This window comes from Paenibacillus antibioticophila (assembly GCF_000455265.1).
In the GTDB taxonomy this organism is placed as follows: Bacteria; Bacillota; Bacilli; order Paenibacillales; family Paenibacillaceae; genus Fontibacillus; species Fontibacillus antibioticophila.
In genome coordinates this window covers 623,000-648,944 of record NZ_HG005141.1, presented here as the reverse complement: position 1 = coordinate 648,944, position 25,945 = coordinate 623,000, and the positions used below count along the sequence as shown (strand labels likewise).

26 protein-coding genes and 2 pseudogenes are annotated in these 25,945 nt (G+C 42.1%); 21 read left to right on the top strand and 7 right to left on the bottom strand.

Going from position 1 to position 25,945, the window contains the following annotated elements; all coding sequences use genetic code 11:
• Positions 1-214 precede the first annotated feature (214 nt).
• From TX85_RS19985 to TX85_RS19970, 5 genes are all read left to right on the top strand, one after another.
• Complete coding sequence (locus tag TX85_RS19985) at positions 215-847, top strand: hypothetical protein (protein ID WP_044481516.1); 633 nt, start codon at positions 215-217, stop codon at positions 845-847.
• A gap of 3 nt (positions 848-850) precedes the next feature.
• Positions 851-2,068: a 7-cyano-7-deazaguanine synthase gene (locus TX85_RS19980; protein ID WP_158297358.1), complete on the top strand. Its 1,218-nt coding sequence runs from the start codon at positions 851-853 to the stop codon at positions 2,066-2,068.
• A complete protein-coding gene (locus TX85_RS19975) occupies positions 2,055-2,801 on the top strand; it encodes a TatD family hydrolase (RefSeq protein ID WP_044481515.1) in 747 nt (248 codons plus the stop codon). The genes TX85_RS19980 and TX85_RS19975 overlap by 14 nt, the downstream gene beginning before the upstream one ends.
• Positions 2,802-3,515: 714 nt before the next feature.
• Positions 3,516-3,776 (top strand): restriction endonuclease, encoded by a 261-nt coding sequence (locus TX85_RS26030; protein WP_071784230.1) that lies wholly within the window; start codon positions 3,516-3,518, stop codon positions 3,774-3,776.
• Between the two features lie 249 nt (positions 3,777-4,025).
• Positions 4,026-5,771, top strand: coding sequence for an Imm51 family immunity protein (locus TX85_RS19970; protein ID WP_071784229.1), 1,746 nt, complete (start codon positions 4,026-4,028; stop codon positions 5,769-5,771).
• A 102-nt stretch (positions 5,772-5,873) separates the two neighbouring features.
• Here TX85_RS19970 and TX85_RS19965 read toward each other — a convergent pair whose 3' ends face one another.
• Entirely contained in the window at positions 5,874-6,419 is a 546-nt protein-coding gene (locus TX85_RS19965) for a putative periplasmic lipoprotein (protein ID WP_044481514.1), read from the bottom strand.
• A 322-nt stretch (positions 6,420-6,741) separates the two neighbouring features.
• Between TX85_RS19965 and rlmH the strand changes: the two genes are divergently transcribed.
• Genes rlmH through TX85_RS19950 form a run of 3 tightly spaced genes read left to right on the top strand, consistent with a single transcriptional unit; the run spans position 6,742 to position 8,751 of the window.
• Positions 6,742-7,221, top strand: a complete 480-nt coding sequence (gene rlmH / locus TX85_RS19960; protein ID WP_044481513.1) for a 23S rRNA (pseudouridine(1915)-N(3))-methyltransferase RlmH — start codon at positions 6,742-6,744, stop codon at positions 7,219-7,221.
• Between the two features lie 34 nt (positions 7,222-7,255).
• Positions 7,256-8,020 carry a helix-turn-helix domain-containing protein gene (locus tag TX85_RS25500; protein ID WP_049895101.1) on the top strand — a complete coding sequence of 255 codons (765 nt, stop codon included), beginning with the start codon at positions 7,256-7,258 and terminating at the stop codon, positions 8,018-8,020.
• A 29-nt stretch (positions 8,021-8,049) separates the two neighbouring features.
• Positions 8,050-8,751: a transglutaminase-like domain-containing protein gene (locus tag TX85_RS19950; protein ID WP_044481512.1), complete on the top strand. Its 702-nt coding sequence runs from the start codon at positions 8,050-8,052 to the stop codon at positions 8,749-8,751.
• A gap of 107 nt (positions 8,752-8,858) precedes the next feature.
• Here the strand turns inward: TX85_RS19950 and TX85_RS19945 are convergent, their stop codons facing one another.
• Both TX85_RS19945 and TX85_RS28005 read right to left on the bottom strand, forming a co-directional pair.
• The gene (locus tag TX85_RS19945) at positions 8,859-9,005 is read right to left on the bottom strand and encodes a hypothetical protein (RefSeq protein WP_233500806.1); all 147 of its coding nucleotides are present in this window, start codon (positions 9,003-9,005) and stop codon (positions 8,859-8,861) included.
• Between the two features lie 382 nt (positions 9,006-9,387).
• Positions 9,388-9,513 (bottom strand): hypothetical protein, encoded by a 126-nt coding sequence (locus TX85_RS28005; protein WP_262362702.1) that lies wholly within the window; start codon positions 9,511-9,513, stop codon positions 9,388-9,390.
• Positions 9,514-9,696: 183 nt separating this feature from the next.
• On the opposite strand from TX85_RS28005, the gene TX85_RS19940 reads away from it, so the two are divergent.
• The 7 genes and pseudogenes from TX85_RS19940 (at position 9,697) to TX85_RS19915 (ending at position 19,243) form a co-directional block, all read left to right on the top strand.
• Positions 9,697-10,071 (top strand): GntR family transcriptional regulator, encoded by a 375-nt coding sequence (locus TX85_RS19940; protein WP_044481511.1) that lies wholly within the window; start codon positions 9,697-9,699, stop codon positions 10,069-10,071.
• Positions 10,072-10,073: 2 nt separating this feature from the next.
• Complete coding sequence (locus TX85_RS19935; protein WP_044481510.1) at positions 10,074-10,937, top strand: ABC transporter ATP-binding protein; 864 nt, start codon at positions 10,074-10,076, stop codon at positions 10,935-10,937.
• Position 10,938: 1 nt separating this feature from the next.
• Complete coding sequence (locus TX85_RS19930; protein ID WP_044481509.1) at positions 10,939-11,565, top strand: ABC-2 transporter permease; 627 nt, start codon at positions 10,939-10,941, stop codon at positions 11,563-11,565.
• A 33-nt stretch (positions 11,566-11,598) separates the two neighbouring features.
• The gene (locus tag TX85_RS19925; protein WP_148444391.1) at positions 11,599-12,900 is read left to right on the top strand and encodes a TraB/GumN family protein; all 1,302 of its coding nucleotides are present in this window, start codon (positions 11,599-11,601) and stop codon (positions 12,898-12,900) included.
• 117 nt (positions 12,901-13,017) lie between these two features.
• A pseudogene (locus tag TX85_RS27080) lies at positions 13,018-13,167 on the top strand (DNA-binding response regulator); the annotation flags it as partial.
• Positions 13,162-13,410: pseudogene (locus TX85_RS19920) on the top strand (FtsX-like permease family protein); the annotation flags it as partial. The pseudogenes TX85_RS27080 and TX85_RS19920, both read left to right, overlap by 6 nt.
• Positions 13,411-13,774: 364 nt before the next feature.
• Positions 13,775-19,243: an S-layer homology domain-containing protein gene (locus TX85_RS19915; protein WP_044481507.1), complete on the top strand. Its 5,469-nt coding sequence runs from the start codon at positions 13,775-13,777 to the stop codon at positions 19,241-19,243.
• Between the two features lie 60 nt (positions 19,244-19,303).
• Here TX85_RS19915 and TX85_RS19910 read toward each other — a convergent pair whose 3' ends face one another.
• Complete coding sequence (locus tag TX85_RS19910; protein ID WP_044481506.1) at positions 19,304-19,918, bottom strand: DUF2306 domain-containing protein; 615 nt, start codon at positions 19,916-19,918, stop codon at positions 19,304-19,306.
• 42 nt (positions 19,919-19,960) lie between these two features.
• Positions 19,961-20,158, bottom strand: a complete 198-nt coding sequence (locus tag TX85_RS19905; RefSeq protein WP_044481505.1) for a hypothetical protein — start codon at positions 20,156-20,158, stop codon at positions 19,961-19,963.
• A 220-nt stretch (positions 20,159-20,378) separates the two neighbouring features.
• On the opposite strand from TX85_RS19905, the gene TX85_RS19900 reads away from it, so the two are divergent.
• Both TX85_RS19900 and TX85_RS19895 read left to right on the top strand, forming a co-directional pair.
• Positions 20,379-21,086 (top strand): response regulator transcription factor, encoded by a 708-nt coding sequence (locus tag TX85_RS19900; RefSeq protein WP_044481504.1) that lies wholly within the window; start codon positions 20,379-20,381, stop codon positions 21,084-21,086.
• Complete coding sequence (locus TX85_RS19895) at positions 21,064-22,137, top strand: sensor histidine kinase (protein ID WP_044481502.1); 1,074 nt, start codon at positions 21,064-21,066, stop codon at positions 22,135-22,137. Before TX85_RS19900 ends, TX85_RS19895 begins: the two co-directional genes overlap by 23 nt.
• On the opposite strand, the gene TX85_RS25495 is transcribed toward TX85_RS19895, so the two are convergent.
• Both TX85_RS25495 and TX85_RS25490 read right to left on the bottom strand, forming a co-directional pair.
• The gene (locus tag TX85_RS25495; RefSeq protein ID WP_049895097.1) at positions 22,077-22,700 is read right to left on the bottom strand and encodes a GNAT family N-acetyltransferase; all 624 of its coding nucleotides are present in this window, start codon (positions 22,698-22,700) and stop codon (positions 22,077-22,079) included. The genes TX85_RS19895 and TX85_RS25495 overlap by 61 nt on opposite strands.
• Before the next feature lie 176 nt (positions 22,701-22,876).
• Positions 22,877-23,272, bottom strand: coding sequence for a hypothetical protein (locus tag TX85_RS25490; RefSeq protein ID WP_049895095.1), 396 nt, complete (start codon positions 23,270-23,272; stop codon positions 22,877-22,879).
• Between the two features lie 138 nt (positions 23,273-23,410).
• Here TX85_RS25490 and TX85_RS19880 point away from each other — a divergent pair, with 138 nt between their 5' ends.
• The 4 genes from TX85_RS19880 (at position 23,411) to TX85_RS19865 (ending at position 25,902) form a co-directional block, all read left to right on the top strand.
• On the top strand, positions 23,411-23,758 hold the full coding sequence (locus TX85_RS19880; RefSeq protein ID WP_044481692.1) for a helix-turn-helix domain-containing protein: 348 nt from the start codon (positions 23,411-23,413) through the stop codon (positions 23,756-23,758).
• Positions 23,759-23,795: 37 nt separating this feature from the next.
• Positions 23,796-24,518, top strand: coding sequence for a restriction endonuclease (locus TX85_RS19875; protein WP_044481501.1), 723 nt, complete (start codon positions 23,796-23,798; stop codon positions 24,516-24,518).
• 377 nt (positions 24,519-24,895) lie between these two features.
• Positions 24,896-25,366: a hypothetical protein gene (locus TX85_RS19870; RefSeq protein ID WP_044481500.1), complete on the top strand. Its 471-nt coding sequence runs from the start codon at positions 24,896-24,898 to the stop codon at positions 25,364-25,366.
• On the top strand, positions 25,363-25,902 hold the full coding sequence (locus TX85_RS19865; RefSeq protein ID WP_044481499.1) for a hypothetical protein: 540 nt from the start codon (positions 25,363-25,365) through the stop codon (positions 25,900-25,902). The genes TX85_RS19870 and TX85_RS19865 overlap by 4 nt, the downstream gene beginning before the upstream one ends.
• The last annotated feature ends 43 nt before the right edge of the window (positions 25,903-25,945 follow it).

Sequence of the window (25,945 nt, the reverse complement as noted above, 5' to 3'; positions counted from 1 at the left end):
TTTCTTAGCTTCAAAAGCTATGTAAATGCAAATAACCTAGTATCTTCTAATTTTCGAGTTTAGTGGAATAATTTATTCTTATATCAATTTATTGTAAGAATTCTTATAAAATTTAGTAAAAGTATTATTAACTTCTATCTTACATTGTAGAGAGGAGGTGGAACATTATGGTACCATTGGATTAGGAGAATATATCTATAAAGGAGAATGACATATGGGAACATCAAAACGAAGAGCTTCCGAAAAAATAAAAAAGCTCTTGTCTGATGGTATTCGGCAAGATATTGAAAAGGCAATTCCTCAGGTTACATCTGAAGTTTTAACAGATAAAAGAATATCAAGAGAAGTGGAAAAAGATCAGCTTAGAATTCTGATAAAAGCAGCCATTGGAGGAATCGATGGGATTCGCCAAGGAGGCTTCTACGGTTTTGAATATAAGGAAATCCTAAATAATCACTTAACAATGACACAATGCATTGAAAAAATATTGGAGTATGCTGAATCAGAATTTAAAGGTGAATTTTCTGAAATTCTATTACAAGCATTTAGAATGGCAATTGCTTTAACTATAAATGAAGAAAAAGGAACCAACGATTTTTTGGTCGAGTTCTGTGTAAACCTGATTTTCTTAATAGTTCAGGAGGAATCTATTGAAGCAATAAGTGATGTTTATATTGATATTAGCCACGAGCAAATTAATTTATTGATAAAAGGACAAGCAAGAAAAATTGTAAATGAAGAGATTTCAACATTGATTACCCAATATTTGCAACATGAATTAGAGTTGAAGAATCTGGTTGCTAAAATTGTAGAGCGTGCAGAACAAGTTGAGCTCGGGGAGTTTTAAATGATGGCATACGATTTCTTTAGTAGTTTAAATGCACATCCGTATGAGGTTATGCTAAAGAATGTTATTTTAAAAGATATAGATACAGAACAAGGAGGAATAATTTTAGATTTGGTGGATGTAATTGCTGCAATTTATTGTTGTGATATAACAATCGCTCGGCAAATAGATCATCGTCGTAGATTTAACATTTGTGTGCCTGTTACAAATCCAGAGATGTGGGGAGAAACTAAGACAATACTTCAAGAGTTGCTTTCTTTCGTAAGTAAAGATGATCTAAGTGTAAATTTTATAAAAGAAGATAAAAAGTTATTGATTGATAGATTATCTTTAAATTTTCCTGGCTTTCATAACGTATCATTATTGTCAGGCGGGTTAGACTCTTTTTGCGGCGCACATCAGAATATCGAATCAGGCTTTAAAAGTATATACTGTGGCTATAAAATTAATAAATTTGAACAGAGTAAACAAACGGCAATTAGGAATTTTGTCGCTGCTAAGCATTCGGATTCATTGTCATATTTTTTTGAAAAATTGAATCTTGAAAAGATTGAGCCGACTCAGGCAACAAGATCTTTACTTTTTTTAGCGCTTGCATGTGCAGTTGCATATACTAATGATGTGAAAGTAATACACATATATGAAAATGGAGTTCTCTCCCTTAATCCTGTCAAAAATGGACGGTTTACAACAAAAACGACTCATCCAAAAACAATTAAACTGTTTAATGAGTTACTCTCCATATTAAAAATAGACTTAAAAGTATCTAATCCTTTTCAATACAAGACAAAGGGTGAAATAATAAATAAATTAGACGAGGGATTTAAAGCAGCGATAGTTAATACGCATACATGCTCTTTATCTCGACAGAATCCTCATATTTTTGAGAAGAAAAAACAATGTGGATTTTGTATACCATGTATACTGCGAAAAATTTCTCTAGCTTCGTATGATAATGAGCAATTTGATGTTGAATACGAAGTTAATTATGGGGCAAAACTAACTGATGTTACAGATGCATATCAGAAAGTGGAATATAAATCATCATTAGAGTATTTTAAAGCATACAAGCAAGATATAGATAATAAGACAATATATCAGACTCTTGGACTGAAGGAAATGTACTATGAAGATAGAGATTTTCTTCAAAAGACCGATGAAATGCTTAGTCTATTCAGCCAAGAAGTTGAAAGGTATTTGGTTAAGTATGACATATATTGATTTTCACGTTCATATTGATCATTTTCCTGAACCAGTAAAAATAGCCAATCAGTATGAGAATAATAAAATATATGCCCTATTCGTAACTAATTTACCGGAGCTATTTGAGAAGCACTTAAATAGTTTTAAAAACTATAAGTATGTTAGATTGGCTATTGGATACCATCCAGAATTGACTCAGGAGTTCCCATTTAAAAGGGAATTATTTGAAAGGCTAGTACCAATGACTAACTATATTGGAGAAGTTGGAATAGATCTATCTCGTGGAAATAAGTATACTCTAAATGAGCAACTGGATAATTTCTCGTTTATAACCCAGGAAAAATATAATAAGGGTAAGATATATTCAATACATTCAAAAGATGCTGAAGATGAAGTGCTTGAAATACTTGTGCATAATAAAGTGAAGCAAGCTGTATTTCATTGGTACTCTGGTAAACTATCCACTTTAGAAAAAATAATAAAGAATAATTATCTCTTATCAATTAATTTGAGTATGCAAAAGTCAAAAAAGGGACAAAAGATAATAAGTCAAATCCCAGAAGAATTATTATTGTTTGAAACAGACGGCCCCTTTATTAGATTTGATGGCAAACTAATAACTCCAATGATAATCCCGCAGATATACTCCATTTTAGAAAATGAAATTAACGGATTCCATACACATGTTATGAGAAATTTCAAACGAATGCTCATAACACGGGAGTTTGAAGCATTGGAAAATTCCAGATAATTATGGCGATCGGAGAGGACACACAATAGAATTGTGTGTGTTTTTCGTTTCATGATAGATTAGGAAACATAAAATCGGGGAAATTATCTACTCCGACATCTAATCCGGAAAGTTACCTCTTCTAATCAAATAACATAATTACTAGATAATAATATTGATACGGTATGCTATTACCAATACAACTATTTTAATGATCTTACACTACAGGCAAGTCATTAAGTCCTTTAGTAGGAGTCTTTTATGAATAAAAATTTTTCAGGAGAAATGCTAGCCTTTCGAAAAAACCTAAATTGAGAATAGTTCCATAACCCTAAGGATCTGGAAATCCCTTCAGGAATTGAAGCGGCGAATTGCTGCAGAATTTCCAATGGAGGGCATCAGAGGAAGTCGTTCAGACTCGGAGAGATCATAGATACAAGTAGCAAGCGTAAAATACTGATCAAAGGGGCCGGGGCACTGGCAAATCAGTAATCTCCATGAATTCGCTGGGCGGACTCCTTGGAAGGAAAAACTCGCACAAAAGGAGTATTTTGAAAGAAATCATCGGGTTCCTATAACTAATTATTGTTTTAGGCGTTATATCTGGCTTGCTGCAAGGTACCAAGAAGATAAGACGTAGAAACTCGAGCAAACGGCAACCAACAGAAAAGGAGAAGAATTCGGCTTCATTTAATTGTTCTTCCGCAACATGTCAATGGGGCAGAGTTTGAAAGATTGTTATCACTATATTTCCGTGATCAAGACTATACCATAAAAGAAGAAGGGATTGGTGGAAGAGATGGAGGTGTGAACTTAGTTATCATCGATAAACGTGAAGAGAAAACCGCAGTACAAGCCAAATGTTACGCTGACCATAATAAGGTACAAGTGATGACCGTTCGAGAACTGGCTGCCAAGCGCAATCATGACGGCATTTTATCTTTACTTGGAGGCCAGATAAATTCTATAAGACCGCTACTGACAGAACACTGTTAGTGGCGGTCTTTTGTAATCGAATATGTGAACGTAAAGGAAATTGCGTAAAGATGATCGATAAGGAACCACCTTTCTTGTCTGTGGATGCTGCTGCGCCGATTGCAGGACCAGGGTAATGCATGGACAGCGAGCAGGAGTAGATCAAATTACTCAATTTACGGGGGAGCAGGGGGATTGCGCTGGATCGCAGATGCATATTATAGGGAGGGTTTGGTAGGATGGAGAAAACGTCTTTATTTCTGGAGGTAGATGAAGGTGGATCAAGCGTTGCGGTTGCAGTTGGAACAGTGGTATGAGGAAGATGAGCATCAGAATATTGTAGACGCTTTGGAAGCTATCCCTGTTGCTAATAGAGATTATGAAATGGTCGGTCAGTTGGGCCGTGCTTATAACAATGTAGGGCGTTATGAGGATGCGTTGGCACAATTTGCCCAAGTTGCCGAGCAGGGGGAGAACGATGCTGCGTGGCATTACCGGTCAGGGTACTCTTATTATTTTCTGGGGAGATTTGAGGAAGGAGCGCAGGCATTTACGAAGGCACTGGAGCTCGATCCGGAGGATGAGCACTCACGAGAGTTGCTTGGCTGGTGTCAGGAACGCCTTGATCGTCAGCAGCAGAATCAGATGATTCGGGAACAGGCGTTGCGGCAAAAAGAACAGACTCCAACGAAGCCGATCTTCGAGGGTCTGGATTTGTCTGAATTTTGGGATAATGGCAGCTATGCCGAGAGTACATATACGATGGACCCGCCTAGCGATGCGTTGATTGCCAGTGTAGAGGAGGAGCTAGGCTACAAGCTGCCAGCTTCCTATATTGCATTGATGAAGCAGCGTAACGGCGGTGTTCCTCAGGCCACCTGCTTTCCTACGCAAATCTCTACCTCTTGGGCTGACGACCATATTGCGATCTCATCGATCATGGGAATTGGGCGAGATAAGGATGAGTCGCTATGTGGGAATATGGGTAGCCGATTCATGATCGAGGATTGGGGATACCCGGATATCGGGGTCGTCATTTGTGACTGTCCTTCGGCGGGTCATGATGTGGTCATGCTCGATTACCGTCATTGTGGCAAGGATGGGGAACCCGAGGTGATCCATGTGGATCAGGAGTCAGAGTATGAAATTACTTTCCTGGCGCCGGATTTTGAGACCTTTATTCGCGGCTTGGTGAGCGAAGAGGAGTACGATACCTCGATGGAGGATAAAGCGAACGATTTGCGCAAGGTGGCTGAAGGTAAGTTCTCACCTTTGCTGGAGGAGCTGTGCAGCAAGGCGGAAGCGGTGGATGCCGAGCAGCTTGAATCGCAGATCCGGGCGGTATGTGCACGTATTGTGGGGGAAAAGGGACATTTCTCCTTCCATGCGGATGACTTGTCGCTGCTGATGTACGATGTGCAGTTCTGGCTGTACACAAATGCTTATCCACGGCCTACGCGGGGGGAATATCTCGATATTTATCCGAAGATGATTGCGTTCGGCGGGGAATTTGGCCAAAGCGGTTATGCTCCTGCCTGGATCACGGACTGGCTCGATAAACGCATGCAAGAGGGCTGGATTAAGAAGGATCAGGGGACTCTGAGCTTGACAGAGGATGCGCGTAAGGAGATCATCGCTCGTCTGGAGCTGGAGGCCGGAGGAAATGCGATGGAAGACGAGGATACGGATGTAGCTCCGTTTAAGCTGGTGGATCAAGGTGAGCGGGGGATGTCGGTCATTTTGCCGGTTGGATCATATTTGACGGAATTGTTTGCGTCGCGGGCCGACGAAGGCTTTGAGGGCAGCGGATATGATTGGGCGTCTCTGGCGTTTGTGTATCTGGCTGAGCAGATGCCCGACCTGCAGGGCATCATCCGCTTCGACCCGGAAGGGTCGATGTTCTGTGCCTATTCCTCCGATAGGGAGGCGCTTCAGGCCTTTGCGGTTGGCTTTAAACAGGCCTGTGAGAATGAAGCACTGATTCGCGATTTATTCTCGCGGGCGGAGTTGGATTAGCACGTATGAAAAAACTAAACAGCAAGCGTCAGGGGCGGGGAGATTCTCCCGGGCGGCTCCTGACACTTGCTGTTTTTTTGCGATTGCAGTGTGGCTTCTGCTTTAATTGAGCGTAATTTCTTGTTCCCAAGTCAATTCCTGATCCTGCTCATTCACGAATACGAAGGTGACCTTGCCTGCCTCGCCCTTCATGTCTTCGGGATAGAAGAAGCCCATAAACTGTCCGTCACCGCTGATATAGAAGCCGTCTTCGCCGGTTTGTCCATGCTCTATGGCCTCTTCAAACGTATTGACAGTGTTGTTATTTTCGGACGACCACTGCATTTCCTGAAGTCTGTAGCCTTCGGGGACTTGCTTCACCTGAAAATCAAAGCTTCCTTTGTTCTCAATCGGCTTTGGCGTCTGATCAATATCAATGAGGATCTCCTCACTAGGCTTGTCATTCTCCGGGTTAGAGTCGACAGGGTCTGTGAGGGCGTTGTTGGCTGAGTCTGTGTTGTTATTCCCTGCTTGTGTCTGATTCGTCGCATTGGATTCGGGTTGATTGCCAGGGACCGTTGTGCCTGTTTGCGAGTTGTTTCCGCAGGCGCTCAATAGTAGTACGGCGCTTAAAGCAGCCATCAACATGATAGGTTTGGGTTTCGTCATGTGGTTTCCTCCAGTTGTGTTCAATGTATTTTATAAACAAAGACAAGACTAGGGCAGAGTCGTGTTATCCAGATACAGCGTGCTGGGGAAGCGAATCACAATCAGGAAAAAGGGACGATATAGGTTATTTACCTCCAGGTCAAAAAAACTAAACATGGGCTGTATGGCTAGGAGCGGGCTAATTGATAGTTTATGCTGGGATTAAATTGTGTATTAGGGCGGTTTTGGCGAACTATACTATAGGCAGGAACAAGGCATTTTTGTGATATGCTAGAGATATATGCGGCGTTATACATAATGAACATGATGGTGGTGCAAATCATTGAATATACAAATTATTGCAGTAGGTAAGCTGAAAGAGAAGTACTTGACCCAGGGTATTGCGGAGTACGCGAAAAGGCTCACCCCGTACATCAAATTGACGTTAACGGAGGTCCCTGATGAGAAGGCGCCCGAGCAACTCAGCGCTAGTGAGGAAGAGCAAGTGAAACGCAAAGAAGGAGAACGAATCCTCGCGCACCTGAAGCCAGACACTTATGTTGTGGCAACTGCCATTGAGGGCGAGCTCTGGACGTCGGACAAGCTGGCCCAGCATATGGAGGAATTAGCCATCTATGGCCGCAGCCAGATCGCCTTTGTCATCGGCGGAAGCTTGGGCCTGTCCGATGAAGTCCTTCAACGTGCCAACCTGAGGATATCATTTGGCCGCTTCACCTATCCCCACCAGCTTCTGCGGCTGGTACTTGTGGAGCAGGTGTATCGGGTGGTGAAGATTATGAGGGGGGAGCCTTATCATAAGTGACGGCGAAACTAGATGAGCTTGGAGTGATTAGAGGATGATGAATTTATATGGAGCGGAGCATCACTTGATGGTGGTGTCAGATTCTATTGATGCGGAAGAGCACCGGCATTCTTTTTTACAGGTGACAATTTCATTAACAGGCGAATTTGACATTGAGGTAGCGGGGCAAAGCTTGAGTGGTCCAGGTATCATTATCAATTCGAACGTTGTTCATCGCTTAAAAGAAGCGGGACACCTGTTGATGCTCCTTCTGATAGACAGCACCTCTGAGATGGCTGCAGGCTTTAAGCGGTATCTGGAGGAGCAGCCGTATCATTTGTTTCCGCAAGGAGAGATGAAGAGCATTCGAGAATTTGTGCAAAAAGAGTATGCTGGCGTTAAGGACTCGGACAGTTATCGTTCTTTTCTGGGACAACTCATGATGCTATTGGGCGTACAACAGGTGAATACAGCTATTGTTGATCCGAGAATAAGAGAGTTTATTCAGCTCATAAAAGATTGCACCGACTCCGAACACTCCGTCAGTCAATACGCCCGGCAATTTGGTTTATCCAACAGCAGAATGTCGCACCTCTTTAAAGAAAATACAGGCATTTCGCTTAGCGGGTACATGGTGCTTCACAAGCTGCAGAAGGCAACCTATTTCATTTTTGAGGGGCTCAGCATTACGGATGCGGCTATGGCAGCAGGATTTGATAGTCCGTCACATTTAGCCGCCACCAGCAAACAGTTGCTGGGAATGACGGCGAAGGATATCCGCAAAGATAGCGTCTTTTTAAAAGTTTCTTGCCTGTATTAACCTTACAATGGGTGCAGGAGGTGTGTTCCATGAGTGCATACTTGAAGGAAACCGCATTGCTGAACTATTCTCACCCATTGATTCAGCAAATTGTTCACAGCCGCCAGTGGGATTCGATGTCCAGGAAGGAACAAATTCTCGGCATATATAACTACGTCCGTGACGAAATCCGGTTCGGCTATAACCGGGCGGATGATATTCCGGCCTCGGAAGTCTTGCAGGATGGCTACGGTCAGTGTAATACAAAGGGTGTGCTTTTTATGGCGTTGCTAAGGGCTGTGGGCGTGCCATGCCGTATGCATGGATTTGCCATCGATAAGAAGCTGCAAAAGGGGGCAATGAAAGGGTGGTATTACCAACTGTCCCCCCAGGAGATCATTCATAGCTGGGTTGAAGTGCTATATGAAGGTAATTGGTTGAATATTGAGGGATTTATACTGGATATCCCCTATTTGACCAAGCTTCAGCAAAAATTCGAGCAGTGTACGGGTTCATTTTGCGGTTATGGCGTTGCAACCGATAATTTTCAAAATCCGGATATATATTGGAAAGAAAATGATACCTACGTGCAAAAAGAAGGAATCGTTCAGGATTTCGGGATTTATGACAGCCCCGATGCCTTCTTCACGGGCCATCCGCAAGGGCTCAGTCCGTTCAAGAAAATAATCTATAGCAGGGTGGTTCGGCATCTGATGAACCGGAACGTCGATCAGATAAGGCAGGGGAGCTGACTGATTCTAAATGTGAAAAGCTGCTTACGATTCTTGGCAGCCACTACTTATTCTTAAAATAGTAAGAAGAGTCAGCCATCATCGGACTGACTCTTCACCACGTCATTTTAGCTTTGCTTTTTTAGAGCAATAATTTCAGCCTCAGACAGTCCAGATGCCTTCACGATAATAGCTGTTTCGACTCCAAGTTTGAGAAGTTCCAGAGCCATCTGAGCAGCTTTTCTGTCCTCGCCTTCAGCTAATGCTCCCTTCAATCATAGAAGCTCGGATACTTTTGTCTGTCTTCGTACAATCGGCGGGCCTCGAAGCAGACACGCAAAAGTGACTTTGCGTGCCTGTATTAACCGTTGTATGCGAATGTAACAGAGTAGCCATGTCACCCGATAGTTTATCCTAAAAACCGTTACGGTGAACCGTATCACAAGTAGGGCGAAATTTTGAGGTCTGGGTAAAAAAGCCTCCCCTGTGGTCTTAACCCTGTCAAGTAGACAGTATAAAAGAAGACAAGATTTAAGCTACGACCGTTTCCCGGTATTCTACCGGGGAACGGTCGTTTAGTTTTTTCTGAAATCGGTTTGGTTGTAAAACAGTATGTATTCGCTCAAGCACTCGCAAGTCCTCTACAATCTGGAATATTCAATCTCCGCTCGCAAATAAGCTATTTCTTCTTCCATACTGGAAAGCTTCTTCATTGACCAGCCGGGCTGCCTCCAATTTTAATTCCAAGGAGTACCTCCAGAAGGTTTGTCCTTTTTTAGCCATGAAAAAATCCCCTCCATTAGGCAAGATTAAGTCCATCTTAACAGATGTCTTTTTTCTCTTGTCTACTAAAAGGGATAATACCACTGTGGAGTTTTTTCTTCCTTTTTTTGTTGACAAAACGACAAAATCGAATCATAGTGTACTTATACAATAAGTACACTATGATTCAATTGGGGGATTAGTGTGGATATCATCATCAGCAGTAACACCAGTAAGCCCATTTATGAGCAGATCACGTCGCAAATCAAAGCCATGATTATGAATGGGGATCTACAAACAGGTGATCCGATTCCATCCATGCGCTCACTGGCCAAATCAATCCACGTCAGTGTGATTACGGTGCAAAAAGCTTATGAAGATTTGCAGCGGGATGGATTTATAGAAACAACTGTTGGACGCGGCAGTTTTGTCTCAGCGCAAAACAGGGATTTTATGCAGGAAGAGCTGCAGAAAAAAGTAGAAGAACATTTAAATCTTGCGGTTGAGACTGCCCGTACCGGCGGAATTAAATTAGAAAAAATGATTGAGCTGTTGACCATTTTTTATACGGAGGAGTAATTATGACTTACAGCTTGGAAATAAAAAATCTGACCAAAACCTATCCCCAGTCCGATTTTCGTCTGGACAATGTATCGTTTTCTATTCCCCGCGGAACGATTATGGGGTTTGTCGGCGAGAACGGATCGGGAAAGACGACAACCATGAATGCCGTTTTAAATACCATTAAGAAAGACAACGGCACCGTGAAAATCCTTGGCCGGGAAATGGGTGACAAGGATACGGATATTCGCGAGCAAGTGGGCGTAGTGTTCGATGCGGTCAACTTCTCCGGGATACTGACACCGGCAAAACTGGCGAAGGTGATGGCGGGTGTATATAAACAGTGGGATCAGGAATTTTTCCTGAAAACTACAGCGAGATTTAATATTGAAATGGGCAAAAAAATCAAACAGTTTTCGCGGGGAATGACGATGAAGCTGGCACTTGCCGTAGCCTTGTCACACCGGCCGCAACTGCTCATTTTGGACGAAGCAACCGCCGGTTTAGACCCTATTGTCAGAGAGGAGATTCTAGGTGTATTTCTGGAATTTGTCGAAGACGAAAACCATTCTATTCTGATGTCCTCACACATCACCAGCGATTTAGAGAAGATTGCCGATTACATCACCTTCATTCATCACGGAAAAGTGATTTTGACGGAGAAAAAAGATCATCTGATCTATGATTACGGTATTGCCCGCTGTAAAGCCGAACAGTTTCAGCTTATCGACCGGACGGACATGATGGCTTATAAAAAGAGAGATTATCAAATCGATGTGCTGGTGGAGAACAGGAAAGCTTTCGAACGAAAGTACAGCGGGATTGTTGTCGATACGGGAACCATTGATGAAATCATGCTTTTGCTGATAAAGGGGGAACGGTAAGATGAAAGGTTTGCTGGCAAATAACTTATATTCTATGCAGGAAAATATCAAGCTGTCACTCTATATCACTTTGCCGATGGCGTTTGTCCCGCTTCTGGAAGCTTCCATGATTTCCATGATCGTTGCCATGCAGGTCTTCATGTTTATCTCCAATATGGGCGCCTCTTTGAAGATGGATGAAACCTCCGGGTGGAACAAGTGGGAAATTACCATGCCGGTCAGTAGAAAGACAATTATCAATGCCAAATATATTTCGTTTATCCTTCTAATCCTAATGGGATTGGCGGTCAGCTTGGTTACAGTGGTGCTTCTAAGCTTGCAGAACGAGTTCAACGATACACTCATCTTCGGCTACAGCTATGGCTTGCCGTTGTCCATTTCAACCGCTGCGATCGCCTATCCGCTTATTTTGAAGCTTGGAGCCGAAAAAAGCGATACTCTGCTGATTACGGCGGGCGGACTGTCGGTGGGACTGCAGCTGCTTGTCTGGTATCTCTTGCATTTGTCCGACAGCACTATTACTTACAGAAGTCCTGTCGTGGGGCAGGTCTCCCTGGCCATTGCGTTAGTGATGTTTGTTTTGTCCTATTTTTTATCTGTACGAATCCATCGGAACAAGGAATTTTAAGGAAGGCGGTAAGCTATCCTTGCAAATAATACTTTGAAAGTAGGGAAGAATGAAATGAAGAAATTAACGGCATTATTGTTAAGCTTTGTGATGTTGTTTGTATTTGCCACTGGCGCACAAGCGCAAGCTGCTACAACTTTCGTACCTATCATGCTTGGTGAAAAGCAGCTTACATTTGATAACGGACAGCCGTTTTTTGAAAATGCAACCACGTTGATTCCAGTTAAGCCCTTCCTGGAAGGACTGGATTATGAACTGAACTGGGAAGCGGAGACCTCTACTCTTTATGCATCGAAAGGCGAGCTTTCCTTTGCCCTGAGACGCGACAATAATCAGGCCATGGCGAACGATGAGGCGCATCAACTGACGGTTGCTCCAAAAATCGTAAACGGTACACTCTATGCTCCGCTTCGTTTCCTGGCTGAAAATGCAGGTTACCGCGTTGGCTGGGATGCCAAAAACCGCGCTGCTGCTCTGGAGCAGCAAGACAGCAAGGGCTTTTTCTGGAAAGTAGAGAAGGACGGCTCGGTAGTGTACTTGCTTGGTTCTATCCATGTTGGCAGCGACGATTTGTACCCGATGCGTCCTGAAATGAATGTGGCGTATGCTAATTCCGATCATCTGGTTGTGGAAGTAAACACTGTTGCTCCAATGGACGAGGAAGAGATGGCTGACATACAAAAAAAATATATGCTGTATGATGATAACACAACTCTGGCTGACCATATTGATGCCACAACGTATGCAAAGCTTCAAGACATTTTAAAGGAACTCGGAGCACCTGAAACAGCATACGATTCTATCAAAGCTTGGTTGGTCTACAGTAGGTTGGTTCTTATCAAATCCCAACTAAACGGTTATGAAGGCGGTCTTGGCATTGATACGTATTTCCTGCAAAAGGCGCTGGCTACCGGGAAGTCTGTACTGGAACTGGAGTCCCATGATTCCCAGTTTTCAATGTTAAACAATTTCTCGGATGAGCTTATAGCTTCTTTGCTGAAGGAAACGGTTGAAACATTCCATCAACCTGATAACAGCGCTGAGACAATGGCGGATGTGTTGCGTACCAGCAGCACTGAGCCAATGGTGAATGTATGGCTTGCTGGAGACGAAGCTGCGCTGACGGAATCGACGGAAGCCATGAAGGAAACACCGGAATATTATAAAGCCGTGATCAAAGACCGCAATGTCGGAATGATTGAAAAAATTGAAGGTTATCTGGACAATGAAAACAAAGAGACATATTTTGTAGTTGCCGGAGCGGGTCATATGCTGGGTGAAGACGGGATTGTAACCAAGCTGAAGGAAAAAGGTTATACCATTACTCGCCTGTAAGTCGCAACGCAATGGTCATCCGAGCAATTAGTACGCGTAAAAGCTAACGAGAGATCCCGGAATCCGTTTTCTTTATATCACTAATGCAATCCAAAGCAACGGTGAAGCCTGCCCGGGAAATCTGTTGCCGAAGATATCGATCAGTTCGCTTTATGCTTGTTCGATTTACAGCTTCCGGACGGAAACCGCTATGAATTGTGCAAGATGGTGAAGGAGCGGCGAGACATTCCGGTCATCTTCTTAATGGAGATCGACGATGAGGTGAACTATGAAAGTGTTTTTTACGGGGTCAAGTCGCTGTTGTTCGGGCTTCCCGTTAGTTTCGTCGTGATGGTTCTGATCTATAGAGCGTTTGCGAACAAATTTAGCTACGGGTTCACCCTCCCTTGGATGAGCATCCTGTCTGTCATTGTCGCCGTATTTGTCATTGTCAGCTCCGCGATTGTTTATTCCGGCGCGAAAATAAAGAAAGAAAATATTATCGATGCATTAAAGCAAGAGAATAAATGATAGCCACTGGCCCTGACTTGGTTGAAGTCAGGGCTTGCTTCGTTTAATCTACAGGTTTCGACAATTGTTGAGAAATTGTATAGATCTTTATATTACAATTGTTGGGCATGCCATATAAATTTGGCGCATGTAATCTCCCGTTACTAGGGTCGGAGAGGACCCAGAGGAAGGCGAAATACGTTGGATTTCTCTGAAAGAATGCAAGGATCGACAGGAAGCTGAGGTGTTTTCCGCTAGTTGAATACTGTGGCCTGTGTGAACCTGACATAGCAGATAAAAGTGAAATAAAGGGGGAGAAGGTCGATTTACATCTAGAGCGTTACTACATACCGACATAACACGATCTCAGAAAGGAATGGGTTGAATGTTAAGCTATAATATTAATTTGCGGAAAATAGGAGTTATGTTCCTGATTTTTACTCTTGTCTTCACAGGATTGGGGGTAAGCTTAGGGACTTCCGTGAGCTATGCTGCATCTTCGGATGTTTATGTCTCTAGCGGCGGTAATGACCAAAACGATGGAACAACGGAAGCGACTCCGTTCGCTACCTTGGATAGAGCTTATAAAGCGGTTAGTGACGGGGGGACGATATATGTCCTGGACGACATCGTGTTGACAGGCAGTGGTGATGTAATTACTGCAATAAATGAGGCCAAGCATGTTTCGATTTCTACTGCCCCTGATGCCGATGAAACCGCGGTGATTAAGCGTGGCATATCAAGCGGAAAAGTATTATTTCAACTAACTGATAAGAGCCAACTAACATTAAGAAATATTATCATTGACGGCGACCTCGAAGGAAGGGCGCTCGATGGGAGATTATTTAATGTCTACTCTGGTTCAACACTGATCATTGATGAAGGTGCTATTTTACAAAACAGCTATTCCCAACATATAGGAAGTGCGATATATATCAATAACAGTAATACCACCGGTACTGTTGTAGAAATGAAAGGTGGGGAAATTAGAGGCAATAAGAGTTCGAAAGCTCCAGGTGGGGCGGTCGCGGTTGATAGTGGAGCATTTATTATGACCGGTGGCCTAATATCGGAAAATATTGGTGGGGGAGTTCAGTCCCGCTATACTACTGGTCAGATCGTTCTTTCGGGTGAAGCACGGATCACGGAGAATACGTCTTCTGAAAAAGAGATGAACGTTTATCTAGCAAATGATAACACCCTTATTCTAAACGGTCCGTTTATTGGGGAAGCAGGTATCACCGCGCCAAATATGACTGGAGGAAGTAAGTTTGGACAAGCAGAAACAGCTGGTTTGACAGGGCTAGAGAATCTGATTGCCGACAATAATCCTCAACTTTTTGCAGTTTATGGTGAAAATAATGCTTTGGTATGGCGACAATTCAAGAATGAATTGAGCTATCCAAGTACCGATGGTGAGATAACGGGAACCACTCCGACACTGAAAGGTGTAACAGAACCTAATGCTAAAGTAACGATTGAGGTCGTGAGTGCCGAAGATCAGTCTCTCGTCATTACTGAAGAGGTAACTGCTGACGAAAATGGGGACTGGGAACTTGCAGTTAGTGAGTCCTTTGAAATAGGCAAATATGCAGTCACTGTTACAGCCAGTAAAAATAAAACTCAGTCTGAACCTGTGACTAGACCATTTGAAGTAGAAGACGGTGTGTACACAGCTGCCCCTGGCGGGGTGGGAGTAAAGGATGGATTGATTTCATGGGTAGATGTAGGCAAGAGCGCTAATCCTGAGAATGGCCAGGTTACCGAATTACAAGATTTGGCCATTAATGAAATATGGGACCGAAATGAAACCGACAGAATTATTCCATATAGCGCTAATGCTGTGAACTATAATCCCGCTATTCAGGTGACTTCGTCTACTACCTATTTCAAAAAAGCTTCTGTAGGTACTACACAGGACACAGAACGGGAAGTGTTCTCGGTTCAAGCAAGTAGCAATTTTGGTGGATTTCCTTGGGACTTGGGTGGTAAGTATACCGCGTCTTCTGCATATGGAGATGGATCGGGGAATCTGATTCGCACCTATTTTGGATCAGATTCGTCTAAAGAAATTGATTCGTCTAAAGAAATTGATGTCACAGGATATGACTTGAAGAAAACACGAGTTATGAATATATGGAGTGCAGTAGACTCCGGGAATCCTGTTAAAGATCAATGGTCTTTTTCTTTAGATGGAAAACAGTTAAATCCAATTAACGGTACTGGAGATCAACATAAAGTTAGTTTTGCTCTTGCTGCTGGTGGTAAAGTATACATCGGTGCAGGTCACTATAGCCGGTTTAACGGCTCCATCTCCGAAGTAATTGTATTCAACAAAAAATTAAGTGAGACTGAGCGCCATAAGGTTAACAGCTACCTCGCTTTAAAGTATGGTCTGACATTGAAAGATGCAGATGGCCAACTGATCGATTATGTCACAAGTAATCACGATGCAGGACAAGCATCTACGATGTGGACTGCAGCTAATAATCAGGGCTATGGTAACCGTATCGCCGGAATCGGACGTGACGATATGGGGGCATTGTATCAGAAACAATCGAAGTCTCAAGATAACGGCGCCAACGTAACGATTTCATTAGGAGATACGGTAGCAAATTCTAATGAAGAGAATGCCGGAAAGATTGCTAACGACAAATCATTTTTTGTTTTTAGCGATAATGGGGCTGGGACCGAGTTCATTAATCCAATCGATAAAGGCAATGAAAGTCTAAAGCATACTGCACGCATTCACAAAGTGGAGAAGACCAACTGGGCAGACAAAGATCCAGTAACAGGGTTACCTGTTCAGATTACATTGCAAGTAGATAAAGTAGAAACAGCTGAACAATGGCCTTTATATTTAGTTGTCAGTGCAGACAATCAATTCGATTATCAAGACAAGTTCTACGAGTTAGTTGACGGTAAAGCAACGCTTGGCAGTGAAGATTTTAATAATGGATCATACTTCACGATTGCAGCGCCAGCCCCCCAACTGACAAGTGCTAAACTTGATCAAGCTACAGCGGGTAGTAATCAAATTGTCTTCACTTTTGATCAGAATGTAGTGCTAACCGATTCAACGGGTTTCTCAATTGAAATGGATGGTACAGAGATACCGATTGGCCAGGTTAGTATTAAAGTTGATCCGGTTGACACCACAAAACTGATTATTACATTACCTTCCGGAACAGACATTGATGGCAAAAAGGTAACTGTGTCCTACAGCGGAAACGGGAACTTGAAGGGGACTAACGGAGTTCCTGTAGATGCTTTTGACAAGGAAATAACAAAGCTGGCGAAGCCCAATGCTCAATTGAATGGGGATATGCTGTCCTGGGCCCCTATAGACCATGCAGACGAATATGAAGTATCGGTGAAGTTAAGTGACGGCACCATTATTACCGAAGCCGTAAATGGAACTGAACTCGATTTGTCGGCATTGGGACTGGAAGCCGGTAGCTATGATGTAACGGTAACAGCGAAGTCGAATAACGATGCCTATGTGGATTCGGAAGCGTCAGATTCAGTAACATATACCGTATCGACAAAGGTTAATAAAACAGAATTACAGAACAAAATTAACGAAGCAGGCACGCTAGATAAGGAAGATTACACCTCTGAAAGCTGGGCTAATCTGGAGCGTGAGCTTACCGAAGCCAACAATGTTCTGAACGATCCAAATGCTACACAGGATCAAGTAGATGCAGCTGTTATAAAGTTAACCGAAGCTCTAGATCATCTGAAGAAGATTAAGGTCGACAAAACGGCTCTTGAAGCTAAGGTAAACGAAGCAGGCACACTCGACGAGAAAGATTACACCCCAGAAAGCTGGGCTAATCTGGAGCGTGAGCTTACCGAAGCCAACAATGTTCTGAACGATCCAAATGCTACACAGGATCAAGTAGATGCAGCTGTTATAAAGTTAACCGAAGCTCTAGATCATCTGAAGAAGATTAAGGTCGACAAAACGGCTCTTGAAGCTAAGGTAAACGAAGCAGGCACACTCGATGAGAAAGATTACACCCCAGAAAGCTGGGCTAATCTGGAGCTCGCGCTTGCCAAAGCAGACAGTGTCCTGAAAAATCCGAACGCAACGGAAGCTGATGTGGATCAGGCACTGACCGAGTTACAAAAGGCGCTGGAAGATCTCGTTGAAATGAACGGACAACTAGAGGAAATAAATCTTGTCGGACTAACCAATAACGGCAATCGGGTTATCGGGTTAACTCCACCATTCAATCCGAACCAAAACAAAAATTATTACGGGACGGTAACGAATGACGTATACGGAATAAGCCTGAATCCAGTGGCAAAATATCCGGACGATACTCAGGTGATAATCACCGTGAACAATGTAGAGTATCCTTCTGACAAGTGGAGTAAGCTGCCGCTTAATGAAGGTGAGAATGAGATCAGAGTCGGTGTCTATAATACAGCCGGTGAGCTGATCAACGAGTATATCTTTACCATCGTTCGTGAGAGAGCCTCCGGTAACGACAACTCCGGCGGTGGCAACAATGGTGGCAACTCGGGGACCAACAATCCTTCAACTCCACCGACTACACCGACCCCTCCAACGACGGACAATACGTTGAAACCGGGGAACATCGTAACAACCGTTAACGGTTCGAATGAATCGTTTGCCACGGGCACTGTAACACCAAATGGAGACCAAGCGACGGTTACGATCGATAAGAACAAGCTGTCCGGCATTCTTGCGGACGGTAAAGGACATAAGCTTGGCATCCGCGTACCAGGTGATCATGGTGATGTCGAAGTTCAAGGTTTGACGCTTGAAGATCTGAAGAAGATTGCTGATACTGGGTCCAGCCTGGACATTGAAGACGTGCTGGCGATTTACCCGGTTCCTGCAGGCCAGCTTGATGTGAACGCGATTAGCAGACAGTTCGGGAACGCGCCGATTAGCAATATTGCTGCTAACATCAAGATCAAACGTTCTGCAGACGATGTGACGAAACTTGCCCGCGAGAAGGCAACTCAAGGCGGTTATGAACTGCTTGTGCATCCGGTTGATCTCGATTTGAGCTTTATGCATGACGGGAAAACAGATAGAGCTGGATTATTGAACGGTTATGCGTCGAAATACATTGCTCTTCCGGAAGGTATTGACCCGAATCGTATTACAACTGGCGTCATCATCAACCCGGACGGCACCGTATTCCATGTGCCAACGGTTGTTACGCAAATTGATAATCGCTACTTCGCACTCATCAATGATCTTCGCAGCAGCGGCTCCTATTCGGTCATCTGGAATCCGAAGGATTTCGACGATGTACAGCATCATTGGGGCAGAGATGATGTGAACAATGTAGCAGCAAGACTGAGTCTAAAGGGGAACGGAGATAACACGTTCTCGCCGAATCGTCAGGTAACACGCTCTGAATTTGCTGAAATTATCGTGTTGGGCCTAGGCTTGATGCGTCAGGATGCACCGCAAAACATCTTCCCGGATGTGCCAGCCTCGGCATGGTATCGTGATGCCGTAGCACTTGCGGATGAATTTGGTATCGTTCGTGGTTATGATAACGGCGACTTCAAAGGAGGTCAGCAAATCACAAGAGAGCAAGGTTTCGCGATGATTGCCCGTGCATATCGTTTGATTCAATCCGAAGAGGAACCAAATCAGGAGCAGATCGCTTCTACATTGGCGCCATATGCGGATGAGGCAAACGTAGCGGCTTGGGCAAGAGCGGATGTTGCTCAACTGATCACTGCGGGAATCATCCAAGGGAATGGGCCTGAACTCCTCAGCCCAAAAGCACAAATGACACGTGCCGAGGTAACCGCACTGATTGCAAGAATGCTCAAAGTAACCGACCTGATCGATAAGTAATAAAGTAATACAAACAACCATTGATGACCTGGAGTCGTCAATGGTTGTTTTTTTAAGAGTTCAAAAGAATAATCTCCTTCTAATCATAAATTCTGACACAAGTAGATTAAGAGACCAACTTAACCAGACTGCTATTGTGTAGGAATTTCCATAAGAAAAATTCATTAGGTTATGTGAAATGGCTACAATGATATAAATAGTAATATTTGCAAAGGAAAGAAAGAAACTTCGAGTGATCCATTGACTATGCAGCATAACTCTTTGTCTTCTGATATACCAAAATCCGAGAATAGTTGTTATAAGCCATAATGAATTTAAAATAAGAAACCCAATTATGCTTGGTAATCCTCCTGTAGCAAAGAAAGAGACATAGACGCCAGGTATGAAATTTAAAATAATGGACATCACATATATTCTGCCATTCCAACGGTGAAAGTTTCTTGATTTATCACGGATTGCTTTTATAACTCCAAGAGATCCGGTAATAAGAGAAATAATAGCAAGTAGGATATGAATACGAATCATTGAAATCCATAAGTTGTGATCTGTTAAAATTTGATCTTTTCTAGAAATAAACTTCTCAAATTGAGGGTCTACCATAAAATTCTTTGAAAATGTGTGAAGTACCCACATCATTGAAATGATTAAGATAATTATACCCGCTTTTCGTTTCATTAAATGAAAACCTCCGATAATACTTAGGAAAACCAACCTGTCCTATTTTGCAAGAAGATTTTTCAGTTTTTGATATTCCGCCTCGTTTAGTTCCCCGTTAATTACTAGGTCTTTAATATGGTCCATTTGCTTATTCCGAGAGTGTATTGCGAATAGGCGAACCGCTACAAAACAGAATAATGTAAGGCAAAACAAAGCGCCGAATGGAAAGAATGAGAAAGTTGGATCTTCAATACCCATTTATAAATCCTCCTTTAAAGTACAAATATGTGCTGATTGCTTCACAATAAAAGAGTAACTTTTGAATATCTCAAAAGAGGGTATAAAACAATCACAAAACAATCACAATTTTTCATAAAACATATTTTTCATTAGAAAAATGATAAACTGAATTTGAAATTTAAATGTTGTTAGGTTTGTAGTATCCAGGGTGTGTCATCGAAGGAAAGGTGGAATTTTCGTGAACGAAGGACAGACGATTCTAGTCGTTGACGATGATAAAAGTATTGTAGAACTATTGAGGGATTTCTTAGAAAGTGAAGGTTATGATGTGGAAACTGCTTATGACACTGCTCAGGCACTTGTCATTTTGAAACAAAGCACAATGGAGTGCATCATTTTGGATATCATGATGCCGGGACAAAGCGGTTTTGAGTTATGCAGGCAGATTCGGATGGAAAGCAATGTCCCCATCCTTTTTTTGAGTGCTCTGAGTGATGATGTAGATAAGATCCGCGGACTAGCACTTGGAGGGGATGATTATATAGTCAAGACCGCGTCACCGGGTGAGATTGTTGCAAGAGTGAAGGCTGTATTGAGGCGTTCGAATTCTAAACAAAGATCCAGGAAGGTCCTGGATTATGGGCGTCTGTCGTTGGATTTGTCTACAAGAGAAGTGTTTATAAAAGGGCAGCCCATTTCACTGACACCAAAGGAGTATGATTTGCTGCAATTGTTTGCCGAACATCCTAAATACACTTTTTCATATGACCAATTACTTGATAAATTTTGGGGAGGGATTGGTGATAAACATACTGTTCGTGTCCATCTAAGCCGGCTTCGCGAGAAAATTGAGGCTGATCCGAATAATCCGCAATTTATTGTGAACGTATGGGGGATAGGCTATCGTTTTAAAGGAGAAGAAAATGAAAACTATTCGTATTCGTAAATTCACCATGCTTAGTTTATTTATTATACTTTTTTTTCCGTGGGTATTTTATGTAGGCGGGCATTTTGTTGAAACCAATTCGTTTCATCTTGGCGTTGCAACCCATTCAAAAACGACTCAAATCGTTGCGGGAATCACGGGTCTACTATTGGCCTTTTTGATTGTGGCTTATGCCATGCGAAGATATATTCTTATTCCGCTAGAGAAAATGAGCCAATGTGCCCGGCAGATCGCAGAGGGAGATTTGGATATCCAGATACCTCATTCAAGGATTTCAGAAATTGCTGAAGTCCATAATGGATTTAATATTATGGTTGATAGTCTAAAAAAATCTTTTCAGAAACAGGTTGAATTGGAAGATGAACGGAGGTTTGTGATTGCTGCTGTTGCGCATGACTTACGGACGCCGTTATTTGCCTTACGGGGTTATTTAGATGGCTTAGAGCAAGGTATTGCTGATTCGCCTGAAAAGAGAGCAAAGTATTTGGCAGTCTGTAAGGAGAAGTCAGTGCAGTTAGATCGACTTGTAGAGGATCTTTTCACGTTTGCGAAGACAGAGTACCAAGAAATGATACTAAGCGAAAATATGATTGACCTGAGCCTTGTTCTCAAGAACTCAATTCAAAGCCTAAGCCCTCAGGCTGAGCAAAAGGATATCTATATTATTGCAGATCATTTGACAAGTCATTGCAATATCAAGGGCGATTCACACTTATTAGAGCGAGCCATAAATAACTTAATAGATAATGCAGTCAGACATACACCTAGGCGCGGTAAAATTTTCATTAATTACGATAGAGATGAAACCTGTGTAATCTTTACGATACAAGATACAGGAGAGGGATTCTCTGCAGAGGATCTTCAAAAAGGATTTGAACCCCTATATCGAGGGGAGGCATCGAGAAATCGCTCAACTGGAGGAGCAGGGTTAGGGCTGACGATTTCACAACGAATTATTAGACAACATGGTGGAGAATTAGTTGTAGAAAATCACCCGGAGGGTGGCGCATTCTTAAAAGGTTGGATACCAATAGTAGTACCTAATGCATAATTCAAATTTTGCTCACGAATCGCTGCCAGCATAACGGTATCATGAAATTCCTTACCAATTAAATATTTTTTAAGTATACCTTCCTCAGAGAACCCTGCCTTTTTTAATACTTTTATTGAAGGTGTATTTTCCGACATAACCAATGCCTGTATTCTATGCAATCTTAAAGCGTCAAATCCGAAATGGGTTACTTCCTTCACGGCTTCCGTTGCAAATCCCATTCCCCAATATTCAGGAGAAAGATAGTAGGATATTTCGGCCATTGATTTTTTTGCAAAGCCACCCAGATCAATTCGTCCTATGACCTTATTTTCTTTTGTAAGCTCCACACACCATGTAATCACTGTTTTTGTTTTAAGAAGTCTACCATTTATATTGTTGAGCCAATTTGATATATGCGGTTCTTTGTTGAACAGGTTAACTCCTCCGCCTAAGAACTGCTGCACCTGAGGATCGTGAATAATTCCTAAATAGGTGTCTATATCATCGCTGCAGAATGAACGTAATGTTAATCTATCGGTTTTAAGGAGCGGGATTGTTACAAAATAATCGTTAAATTCCATATTCATTCCCCTTTTAAAATTCAACATATTACATTGCCTTACTTGCCTCATGTGTCATTTCATCAATCTAAATGCTAGAGATATAATGATTAGATCGCAATCGTAAACTTCACACGAGCGAATTAGAATCATTTTGGAGGGCACGTCTTACTCTCATGAATTTTTAAAGAGGATTACTACTTAAGCTTCGGAAGTATTAATTTTGAACTGACCATAGTTAAAGTATCTGCAGTTTTTTGAATAAGCTTATCCGTATTCTTTTGATCTATAGTAACGCCATCTTCGGAATAACATAGAAGATCAATTCTATTTACTAGATCAGCAATTTCAGGGTCAATATTGGGGGCTTTATGCATCAGTAAAAGGAAATCATCAAAGATAGTATCTTGGCTAGATGAATTGGACCTAATTTCATAAATATATAAAGCACGCGCTATGGACGTTAATGCCAAGTTGCAGAGTATAAGGGATGTTTTGAACTGATGGTTGTTTCTCATAAAATAAGCTAACTGCATATGATAATGAGCTAACTCTCGATAATTCTTTATTTTGTAGCAAAAATCATTTTCCATCAATTCACGTCCTTTGAGAGCAATAAGGCCACACATAAAATGATACATATAAATATTAAATTAGTAAATGATATTTATATATCGGTGTTTACTATTGGAAATCTTGTCTACACTTTTGACTTAGAGAGGGTGTATGACGTGAAGGATAAAGAAGTATTGAAGCTCGTAGGCGCTCGTATTCGATTGTTGCGGAAAGAACGGGGCCTGTCCCAAGAAGCTTTGGGGGAAAAGGGCGGGTTTCACTTTTCATATATTGGCCAGGTGGAGAGAGGGGAAAAGAACATCTCTTTGCTCAATTTAGCCCAAATCGCTGAAGCACTTGAGGTCAATTTGATCCAGCTCTTCTCTTATGTTGATGAGAAAATCGAAGTTACTTCAACAGATAACAGTATTCAAGAGATCGTAGGAATGCTTCGAGAAACTACAGATGAGAAGATAAGACTAGCTAAAAATGTATTGAAGGAAATATTGAACGCGAATACTTAGGGATTTAGAAGGGACTTTTGAAGCTAAAGGAGTATTTATGAAAGAAATCATCGGGTTCATATTACTAATTATTGTTTTAGGCGTTATATCTGGCTTGCTGCAAGGTACCAAGAAGAAAAAACGTAGAAGCTCGAGCAAATGGCAACCAACAGAAAAGAAGAAGACTTCGGCTTCATTTAATCGTTCTTCCACAACATGTAGACCGGACGAGGTTATCCTTACGGCACCTTTGGATCAAATCAATGGAGCAGAGTTTGAAAGATTGTTATCATTATATTTCCGGGATCAAGGCTATACCGTAAAAGAAGTAGGAGTTGGCGGAAGAGATGGCGGTGTGGACTTGGTTATCATCGATAAACGTGGAGAGAAAACCGCAGTACAAGCCAAATGTTACGCTGACCATAATAAGGTACAAGTGATGACCGTCCGGGAGCTGGTGGCTGCCAAGCGTAATCATGACTGCATTTTATCTTTGCTCATTACTACCTCCGATCTTACGGCTGATGCGAGACGGGAAGCCGAACAGTTTAAAGTTGACTACTGGCATGGCGGACTTATAGAGAATAAACTCCGGGCTTGGGGGAAATGGCAGCCGGGGAAAGGGAACAAGAAGCCGCAAAAAGCTACTTCAACTGGTTCTACCGTTAGAGCGGTAACATGTGCCTGCGGCGCACCGATGGTGGCGCGTAAGAACAAAGAGGGAAAGACTTTTTGGGGATGTAGCACCTACCCAGCTTGTAGAAAGACAAAAGCAATGTAATTCATAATTCAAATCAATTGCAGACTAAGACCACAAAAGACCGTCGAGAAGGCAGTTTTCACTGACTTTTTGGACGGTCTCTTCTATGTATTGACCTCTATTTTCATGTTGCTCATCTCCATAACAGTCCGTAGGAAGCTCGGTTGTGCTGCCCTTACAAGAAAGTTCTTCAAAATCCTATCGTTTTAGCCCTTCTTGACTGTTCTATTCCCCACTCTAAATTAGAGTAAATCCGGCCGGAGAACACTAGACCTTAGTTGTAGCCAACATTTCCTTGGGCGAGGTCGGCCATTACATATTGAACTTACCACAGCGTCAAGTGCTCAAATGCTTATCCACGGCCTACGCGGGAGGAATACCTCGATATTAATACTAAATTGAAAGAATACCTGAAAGTAAAAGGTCTGAAGAGAAACTTTAAAATCATTTATGGAGCGGAACCCTCTCAGGGTTTTCTTTCTTTGTTAGAAACGGCCAGAAACATAAAGGTGGCTGAACTTCACACAAGTAAAATATTTCTTGGAAGTGAGGCTATGGGCGTGATTCAAGAAGAGGACAATTCTATGAGAGAGGATGTTGTCATTACTGTAAAAGCAGAGCCCAAAGAGTCTTTGTTGAAAAGGACATTTAGCCAATTATATAGAAGCTTAACATCAACAGAAAGCAGGATTAGTCGAATTCGTTTATATGGATATGATGAAAACGATAACCATTTAAGAATTGACAGTGAGCCACTGAAAAAAGTGGATTATGTGACTGCGGATTTGGACGAGAAAGGAATTGTTAAGACTGATTCCATATTTGAAAAAATGTATGAGGTTCTTGAGATAACGGGTGAAATGCCATGATAGGCGCTAAGTTTTACGGAGAGTGGCTAATTCCAGTTGTTGATTATTATACAACGGTTAAAAAAAATGAAAGAAATTACGAAATAATTTTCCCATTTCTCATAGCAATTGTTGTAATCGTTGTATATTATTTTTTTGGAGATTCTCTCCGAGCCTTAGTAAAACTAAGGGACATACTACCCAATGCACTGGCAATATTAATTGGATTTACAATCTCTTGCATTACGATTCTTGTCTCAAGTGACAATGATACAATACGATATCTTAAAGAAACCAGCTCAGAAGGAAGAATTGTAAGGAAAAAACTTATCTCAATGTATCAATGGATGTTGATAACTTTTGTATATATACTAATTGTTCAAGTGTTTCTTTTGGCATTTATTTTTTTTGTTGCATTTGTTCTTCAAATGAGCAAAAACAATGCGTTTATCGCTACCAGTCTATTTGTAGAAGTTTATTTTATACTTAACATTCTACTATTACTTATTCGAAGCATAACCAATTTTTATTTTGTCTTTTTTGTAAGGGATAAATGATCAAAACCATGAACACAGTACAAGTACAAATATAGGCATCACT

Excerpts from the sequence above, each read along its gene's own strand:
- TX85_RS19985 (WP_044481516.1), top strand. The coding sequence starts at position 215 with ATGGGAACATCAAAACGAAGAGCTTCCGAAAAAATAAAAAAGCTCTTG.
- TX85_RS19980 (WP_158297358.1), top strand. The coding sequence starts at position 851 with ATGGCATACGATTTCTTTAGTAGTTTAAATGCACATCCGTATGAGGTT.
- TX85_RS19975 (WP_044481515.1), top strand. The coding sequence starts at position 2,055 with ATGACATATATTGATTTTCACGTTCATATTGATCATTTTCCTGAACCA.
- TX85_RS19970 (WP_071784229.1), top strand. The coding sequence starts at position 4,026 with ATGAAGGTGGATCAAGCGTTGCGGTTGCAGTTGGAACAGTGGTATGAG.
- TX85_RS19965 (WP_044481514.1), bottom strand. The coding sequence starts at position 6,419 with ATGACGAAACCCAAACCTATCATGTTGATGGCTGCTTTAAGCGCCGTA.
- TX85_RS25500 (WP_049895101.1), top strand. The coding sequence starts at position 7,256 with ATGATGAATTTATATGGAGCGGAGCATCACTTGATGGTGGTGTCAGAT.
- TX85_RS19950 (WP_044481512.1), top strand. The coding sequence starts at position 8,050 with ATGAGTGCATACTTGAAGGAAACCGCATTGCTGAACTATTCTCACCCA.
- TX85_RS28005 (WP_262362702.1), bottom strand. The coding sequence starts at position 9,513 with ATGGCTAAAAAAGGACAAACCTTCTGGAGGTACTCCTTGGAATTAAAA.
- TX85_RS19935 (WP_044481510.1), top strand. The coding sequence starts at position 10,074 with ATGACTTACAGCTTGGAAATAAAAAATCTGACCAAAACCTATCCCCAG.
- TX85_RS19930 (WP_044481509.1), top strand. The coding sequence starts at position 10,939 with ATGAAAGGTTTGCTGGCAAATAACTTATATTCTATGCAGGAAAATATC.
- TX85_RS19915 (WP_044481507.1), top strand. The coding sequence starts at position 13,775 with ATGTTAAGCTATAATATTAATTTGCGGAAAATAGGAGTTATGTTCCTG.
- TX85_RS19910 (WP_044481506.1), bottom strand. The coding sequence starts at position 19,918 with ATGAAACGAAAAGCGGGTATAATTATCTTAATCATTTCAATGATGTGG.
- TX85_RS19905 (WP_044481505.1), bottom strand. The coding sequence starts at position 20,158 with ATGGGTATTGAAGATCCAACTTTCTCATTCTTTCCATTCGGCGCTTTG.
- TX85_RS19895 (WP_044481502.1), top strand. The coding sequence starts at position 21,064 with ATGAAAACTATTCGTATTCGTAAATTCACCATGCTTAGTTTATTTATT.
- TX85_RS25495 (WP_049895097.1), bottom strand. The coding sequence starts at position 22,700 with ATGGAATTTAACGATTATTTTGTAACAATCCCGCTCCTTAAAACCGAT.
- TX85_RS25490 (WP_049895095.1), bottom strand. The coding sequence starts at position 23,272 with ATGGAAAATGATTTTTGCTACAAAATAAAGAATTATCGAGAGTTAGCT.
- TX85_RS19875 (WP_044481501.1), top strand. The coding sequence starts at position 23,796 with ATGAAAGAAATCATCGGGTTCATATTACTAATTATTGTTTTAGGCGTT.
- TX85_RS19865 (WP_044481499.1), top strand. The coding sequence starts at position 25,363 with ATGATAGGCGCTAAGTTTTACGGAGAGTGGCTAATTCCAGTTGTTGAT.